Genomic DNA, 6,313 nt, shown 5'->3' with positions numbered 1-6,313 from the left:
ATCCTTCCGGAGCAACCGCTCCTGATCCGGGATGTCCGCCAAAACGGGTCAAGTTCACTGGAACTACCAGCTAAATTGCGCTAGTTACAGTGGCGGCACCTATTACAAGGTCAGGGGGAAGAACAAGACCATGGCCACCGGTGTCGACATCGGTCCGATCAGTGTCTCGGCTCAGTCTGGCTGGAACAGCGAGTCGACGATTAGCTGGACGTTGAAGAGACCTGAGAAGATCTGTGGCAGCTCCCAGCGAGGCTGGGCCGACTCAGCAGAGGCACAGGCTAATCCGTGATTGTAACCAAACATGTCACCCTGTCTCGTCAGTCCACTTGGGGCTGGCGGGGCGGGTGGCCCTCTATAGCTCCGGTTTGCGCAGCGGCCTTGGTGTTGCTGCTCACCGCTTGTTCTGCCAGTGGTAGTGGTGAACTCACTCAGCAAGGTGACGGAGAGGCAGCCGGCGCCACTATCCCGAATGTTCCACATGGCAAGCCGTACACGTTCGGAGCCAACTTTGTCTGCATCATCGGCGCGAAGCCCGGCGCGGCCCCGATCGTCATTGAGTCGGCTGAACCGTCCGGTGGTTCTGGTGGACTTCAGATCACCCGGGTGGCGACCAGGCCCGCACCCACAGCTAAAGAACCGGTTCGAACCGGGGCGGCGCTAGGCACTTTGGAAACCCTGAAGTTCGACGCCTCGAAACCCCCGGCCGTCAGCACGCCCTGCCGCGGAAAGGACGACCCGCCGGCGCCGGATTCCTCGCAGCATCTGACGGAGCTGGGGTTCCAGTTCGTTCGGACTCAGCAGGCTACGGCTTCGGCAGAGTCGATCCTGGTGAAGTACAAATCCGGTGACTCGGAGGAGGAAATGACGATCCCATTTGGGGTCACGCTGTGTGCGCCAGGAGATAAGACAACTCAGTACTGCCAAGAAGGCTGATACCGCCGACTGACGGCCGTCCGTGCGACCGCCCCTGGCACCTCGAGTGGTGTTAGGGGAGGGTTTTGTAGCGGTAGCGGTAGGCCTCGGTGTAGCCGAGGGTGGTGTAGGTGGCCATGGCGGGCTGGTTGTCCTCCAGGACCTCTAGGTAGGTGCGGCGTCCGCCGAGGGGGCCGGCCCAGCGGGCGAGGCCTCGCAGCATGGCGGTGGCCAGGCCGCGGCGGCGATAGGGCTCGCGGACGTGGATCGCGTCGACGCCGAGCCAGTGCCCGGTGAGCGCGCCACGGCCGACGGCGGCGATCTGGCCGTCGACGCGGATCGAGGCGAACGCCACCGGTGGCGCAGCCCCTTCGAGCATCTTCCGGCCGACCGGGGGAACGCCCTCGGCAGTGGCGTCGTACCACGGCTCGCTGGGCTTGTCGTCGATGACGATCTCAACGCCGGGATCGGCGTTCACCAGGTCGATCGACGTGTGCAGCAGCAGTACGTCGGATTGCTCGGGCCGGGCCTCCACCCAGCCTTCGGCGCGCAGTACTTCCTCCAGCGGGCTGCCGAGGACCGTCAGCGCCAGCGGCGGGAGGTCCCGGACGCGGTAGAAGTCGGCCACCTCGGCAAGGGCCTTCTCGAGCGGCAGACCCGGGTCGCCGTACGGCAGTAGGGAGTTACCGCGGCCGGTCCAGCCACCGGATGCCCGGAGCAACCACTCGCCGAGCTGGACCGTCTCGATGGCTGGACGATTCAGGCCGGTGGCGAGCAGGATCTGTTCGCGATCGACCTTGCGCAGGGGGATCGGCTGGATCGGCTTGGCGGCCTGTACCGCGTCCAGCGGAACCGCCTGCAGGGAGGCGTCTGAGCGCCGTACGACGAGTTGGCGGGCGTCGTAGGCCTGCAGGACGCCGAGCACGTCCGTGAGGTGGTGGCCGTTGATGGGCTCCGGAAGGCGATAGCGGACCACGACACGGTGGCCGATATCACGGGCGGAGAGGCCTGACACGATACGGACTCCTGGCAGAGTGGGGTGAGTATTACCGTGATACTAAGAGTGTCAGCACCACCCCAGTGACAGCTGTACCCGCGATCGCCGTCCGAACCCGTGCGATCGCTGGCCATAGGAGGAGTACCAGTGACCTACGTCATCGCGCAGCCGTGTGTTGACCTCAAGGACCTCGCCTGCGTCGAAGAGTGTCCCGTCGACTGCATCTACGAGGGCAACCGGATGCTCTACATCCACCCGGACGAGTGTGTCGACTGCGGTGCGTGCGAGCCGGTCTGCCCGGTGGAGGCCATCTACTACGAGGACGACACCCCGGAGCAGTGGAAGGACTTCTACACCGCGAACGTCGACTTCTTCAACGATCTCGGCAGCCCCGGTGGCGCGTCCAAGATGGGCAAGATCGACAAGGACCACCCGTTCGTCGCCGCCCTGCCGCCGCAGGAACACGACGAGTAAGCAGTAGCTCAGTCCTCGGCCACGTCCACGTGCACGTGGTCCAAGTGCCGCAGCGTGTCGGTGTTTCCGGCACGCTGCGGTGCTTTGTAGTCCCGCCAGCCGGCGCTGGAACGGGTACCGGAAGTCCAGATCCGGTCGCTGAAGATCACCGTGGTGATGCCCAGTTGCTCCGCGTGTGCCACTAGATAGTTCGCGTAGGCCCACCCCTTGCGGGTGTTCGCCGTGTTGATCGGGCGGACGAACACGTCGACCGCCCGGCCCTCGTAGTGCGCCGAGCCCTCCATGTGGCCGGTCCGCACGCCGCCGGCCGCGAAGCCGCCGGTCGGTACCTTGCCGAAGGTCTCGATCAAGTTCTTGCGCACGGCCTCCGCGCGCGGGGTCAGCCCGTTGGCGCCGAGCTGCTCCGGCGCATATCCACTGTGCCGTACGACGCAGCTGAACGCCGCCGGCGTCTGCCCGGTCAGGGCCGCCGAGATCACCGCCGCGTCGTCCGCGTGGTCCGCGTACGCGTTCGGGAAGGCGCTGCGCTGAACCTTGTCGGCGGCGACGGTGATGGCGAGCTTCTCGTAGTTCTTGATCTTCACCAGGGCGTCGTAGAACTTGCCGGCCGCGTAGTGCGGATCGCGCACCTGGGCCGCCGTACCCCAGCCCTGTGAGGGGCGTTGCTGGAACAGCCCGAGGGAGTCGCGGTCGCCGTGGTTGAGGTTGCGCAGATCGGATTCCTGGTACGCCGTGGCGAGCGCGATCGTGACGGCCCGGACCGGCAGTCCGCGCCGGGTCGCGATACCCGCGATGACGGCAGCGTTCCGGGCCTGGTCCAGGTCCAGCTCGACCTCGGCCGAGGCGGACTTGGCCAGGCACTGTTCGCGTAGCGGCACCGGACCGATGCCCTCGCTACCGAGCCAGGCCATCGCGCCCGCGGCGGCGACGGCCGTCACGGTGAGCAGTCCGGTGACCACGAGGACGTGGCGTCCGTTCATCGGCATACCTCGCTCAACGTGCGGACGGCGTACCAGGGTTCCTTCATGCGTTGGCGTGCAGGGCCTCATTCAGGGTGATGCCCTGACCCTTGCGTGGTTTGGCCTCGACCGCGCCCGTCACCGAGTTGCGGATGAACAGCAGGCCGGGCTGACCCGATAGCTCGCGGGCCTTCACGACGTTGCCGTCGGGCAGCGTGACCTTGGTACCCGCGGTGACGTAGAGGCCGGCCTCGACCACGCAGTCGTCGCCCAGCGAGATCCCGGTGCCCCCGTTGGCGCCGAGCAGGCAGCGCTCGCCGATCGAGATGACCTGCTTACCGCCACCCGACAGCGTGCCCATGATCGAGGCGCCCGCGCCGATGTCGCTGCCGTCGCCGACGACGACCCCGGCGACGATGCGGCCCTCCACCATCGACGTACCGAGGGTGCCGGCGTTGAAGTTCACGAAGCCCTCGTGCATCACGGTGGTGCCCTCGGCCAGGTGCGCGCCGAGCCGGACCCGGTCCGCGTCGGCGATCCGCACCCCGCCCGGTACGACGTAGTCGGTCATCCGCGGGAACTTGTCCACGCTCGTCACGGACAGGTGCAGTCCGGCGGCGCGGGCCCGCAGCCGGACCTGCTCCAGCTCGTCGACCGGAACCGGGCCGTGCGAAGTCCAGGCGTTGTTCGGCAGGGCGCCGAAGATGCCGTCCAGGTTCAGGCCGTGCGGCCGGACCAGGCGGTGCGAGAGCAGGTGCAGGCGCAGGTAGGCGTCGGCCGTACCGGCGGGGGCCTCGCCCAAGGTGATGACCGTCTGTACCACCTCGCGGCGGACCTGGCGCAGCTCGTCCTTGCCCTCGGCGGCCACCAGCTCGGCCGGGGCCTTCGCGTCGGCGGGCGCCTCACCGAGCTCGGGTGCGGGGTACCAGACGTCGAGAACCGCGCCGCTCTGGGTCACGGTGGCGAGGCCGAAGCCCCACGCGCGGGAGTGCTGCTCGAGCGGGAGGTTGTCAGTCATGCCGGAAAGCCTGCCAGATGGGTGGTCGACAGTAGAATCCCGGTGGAGGCTACCTGATGGCTCAACTGGCTCAACCGCTCGTGCTGGACACGGATCTGGGTACCGACGTCGACGATGTACTCGCGCTGGCGCTGCTGCTCGGATCACCGGAGCTGCGGCTCGACGGCATCACCACGGTGTACGGCGATGTGCTGCACCGGGCCAAGATGGCCAGCCGGGTGGCCGCGATCGCGGGCCGTTCGGTCGGGCCGATCGTGCCCGGTCTCGGCACACCCCGATCCGGCCGGGAGGTCTACTGGCCCGGCCACGAAGGCGCGCTGCTGGACGACCTGCATCGCGAACAGGTCAGCGCGTCGTACGATGCCGCCCGGGTCCTCGCGGCCGCGGGCACGGTGCTGGCCATCGGCCCGTTGACCAATGTGGCCGCGGCCCTGGAGCGGGACGACTGCGTGCCCAAGCAGCTGGTCCTGATGGGCGGCGAGTTCGTCGACGGCAAGGTCGAGCACAACATCCGCTGCGACGTCGATTCGGCCGTGGTGGTGTTCGGTTCGGGCCAGCCCGTCACGATCATCGGCCTGGATCAGACCCGGCGGCTGCGTTTCGGCCTGCCCTTGGCCGAGCAACTCGCTGCCGCGGGTGGTCTGGGTGAACTGCTCGCCGCCGAAATGCGCCAGTACTGGGACTTCCGCGGCGAAAGCCACAACGTGCCCCACGATCCGGCGGCCGCGCTGATGCTGGTGGAACCCGATCTCTTCGTCTTCCAGACCGGACACATCACGGTGGTTCCCGGCGGTCCCGACGCAGGTCTCACCGGCTTCAAGCCCGACCCGGACGGCCCGCACCGCATCGTCACCGATCTGGACCCGCTCCGCGTCACCCGCGCCCTCATCACCCGCATCACCGCCGCATGCACGGTCTGACCGGCGTCAGCGGGTTCGTGGGGTTGAGGTGGCGCGGATGTTGAGTTCGGTGGGCAGGATGACGGTCGACGGGGGACGGCTGGGATCGGCGATGCGCTCGCGGAGCAGGACGCCCGCGCGGCGGCCCAGCTCGTACGTCGGCTGAGCGACGGTGGTCAGTGGCGGGACGACGAGGTTCGCCCAGGGCAGGTCGTCGAAACCGACCACGGCGATATCGTCCGGCGCGCGCAGACCCCGCTCGGCCAGGCATTCGAGGGCGCCGACGGTCATCAGGTTGTTCGTGACGAAGAGTGCCTCGGGTGGTTCCGCCAGCCCGAGCAGACTGGCCATCGCGGCGAAACCGCCCGCCTCACGGAAATCGGCGTGCCGGACCAGGTCCGCGTCGTAACTCACGCCCGCGCCGCTCAGGGCCGCGCGATAGCCCGCCAGCCGGTCCATCGCCGTACTGACCTGGGGCGGTCCGGTGATGCAGGCGATCCGCCGATAACCGCCGTCGAGCAGGTGGCGAACGGCCTCCGTGGCGCCGTGCTCGTTGTCCACCAGCACGCTGTCCGCCTCGACGCCCGCCACCTTGCGGTCGATCAGCACCATCGGGGTCTTTGCCTCATGCAACTGAAGCACGCCGTCGGCCGTACTGCTCGGGGAGATCACCACCCCGGCCATCTGCTCGGTCAGCACGGCCGAGGCGTACGCCGCCTCCTTGGCCGGGTCTTCGTCGCTGTTGCAGAGCACAACGTGGTAGCCCTCGGTCTGGGCGACATCTTCCAGCCCGCGCACGAGCGAGGTGAAGAACGGATTCTCGATATCGGAGATCACCGCGGCCCACAGATTGGTGCTGGAGCGGCGCAGGTTCCGGGCGACGCCGTTCGGGCGGTAGCCGAGTTCGGCCACGGCGGCCTGGACCTTCTCCGCCAGGGCCGGATCGACGTTGCGGCGGCCACTGAGCACGCGGGAGACGGTCGCGGGCGAAACGCCCGATCTACGCGCCACGTCGTAGATCGTCGTCATGGTCACTCCCGCGCTCGGTCCGGAT

The 6,313-nt window shown here is 67.9% G+C and carries 7 protein-coding genes; 3 read left to right on the top strand and 4 right to left on the bottom strand.

The features are described from left to right. Positions 1-381 precede the first annotated feature (381 nt). Positions 382-933, top strand: a complete 552-nt coding sequence (locus ACFFGN_RS34205; RefSeq protein WP_380056763.1) for a hypothetical protein — start codon at positions 382-384, stop codon at positions 931-933. Positions 934-985: 52 nt separating this feature from the next. On the opposite strand, the gene ACFFGN_RS34200 is transcribed toward ACFFGN_RS34205, so the two are convergent. Further along, positions 986-1,927 (bottom strand): GNAT family N-acetyltransferase, encoded by a 942-nt coding sequence (locus ACFFGN_RS34200; protein ID WP_380056760.1) that lies wholly within the window; start codon positions 1,925-1,927, stop codon positions 986-988. A gap of 129 nt (positions 1,928-2,056) precedes the next feature. Here ACFFGN_RS34200 and fdxA point away from each other — a divergent pair, with 129 nt between their 5' ends. Beyond that, positions 2,057-2,383 carry a ferredoxin gene (gene fdxA, locus ACFFGN_RS34195; protein ID WP_328991640.1) on the top strand — a complete coding sequence of 109 codons (327 nt, stop codon included), beginning with the start codon at positions 2,057-2,059 and terminating at the stop codon, positions 2,381-2,383. A gap of 8 nt (positions 2,384-2,391) precedes the next feature. On the opposite strand, the gene ACFFGN_RS34190 is transcribed toward fdxA, so the two are convergent. Both ACFFGN_RS34190 and dapD read right to left on the bottom strand, forming a co-directional pair. Continuing rightward, positions 2,392-3,363 carry a VldE C-terminal domain-containing protein gene (locus ACFFGN_RS34190; protein ID WP_380056755.1) on the bottom strand — a complete coding sequence of 324 codons (972 nt, stop codon included), beginning with the start codon at positions 3,361-3,363 and terminating at the stop codon, positions 2,392-2,394. A gap of 43 nt (positions 3,364-3,406) precedes the next feature. Further along, positions 3,407-4,360: a 2,3,4,5-tetrahydropyridine-2,6-dicarboxylate N-succinyltransferase gene (dapD, locus tag ACFFGN_RS34185; protein ID WP_380056753.1), complete on the bottom strand. Its 954-nt coding sequence runs from the start codon at positions 4,358-4,360 to the stop codon at positions 3,407-3,409. A 56-nt stretch (positions 4,361-4,416) separates the two neighbouring features. On the opposite strand from dapD, the gene ACFFGN_RS34180 reads away from it, so the two are divergent. After that, the gene (locus tag ACFFGN_RS34180) at positions 4,417-5,280 is read left to right on the top strand and encodes a nucleoside hydrolase (RefSeq protein WP_380056750.1); all 864 of its coding nucleotides are present in this window, start codon (positions 4,417-4,419) and stop codon (positions 5,278-5,280) included. 6 nt (positions 5,281-5,286) lie between these two features. Here ACFFGN_RS34180 and ACFFGN_RS34175 read toward each other — a convergent pair whose 3' ends face one another. Then, positions 5,287-6,288, bottom strand: a complete 1,002-nt coding sequence (locus ACFFGN_RS34175) for a LacI family DNA-binding transcriptional regulator (protein ID WP_380056747.1) — start codon at positions 6,286-6,288, stop codon at positions 5,287-5,289. Between the last annotated feature and the right edge of the window lie 25 nt (positions 6,289-6,313).

The organism is Kribbella deserti (genome assembly GCF_042434725.1).
In the GTDB taxonomy this organism is placed as follows: domain Bacteria; phylum Actinomycetota; class Actinomycetes; order Propionibacteriales; family Kribbellaceae; genus Kribbella; species Kribbella deserti.
This window is presented reverse-complemented; position numbering and strand designations above follow the sequence as displayed.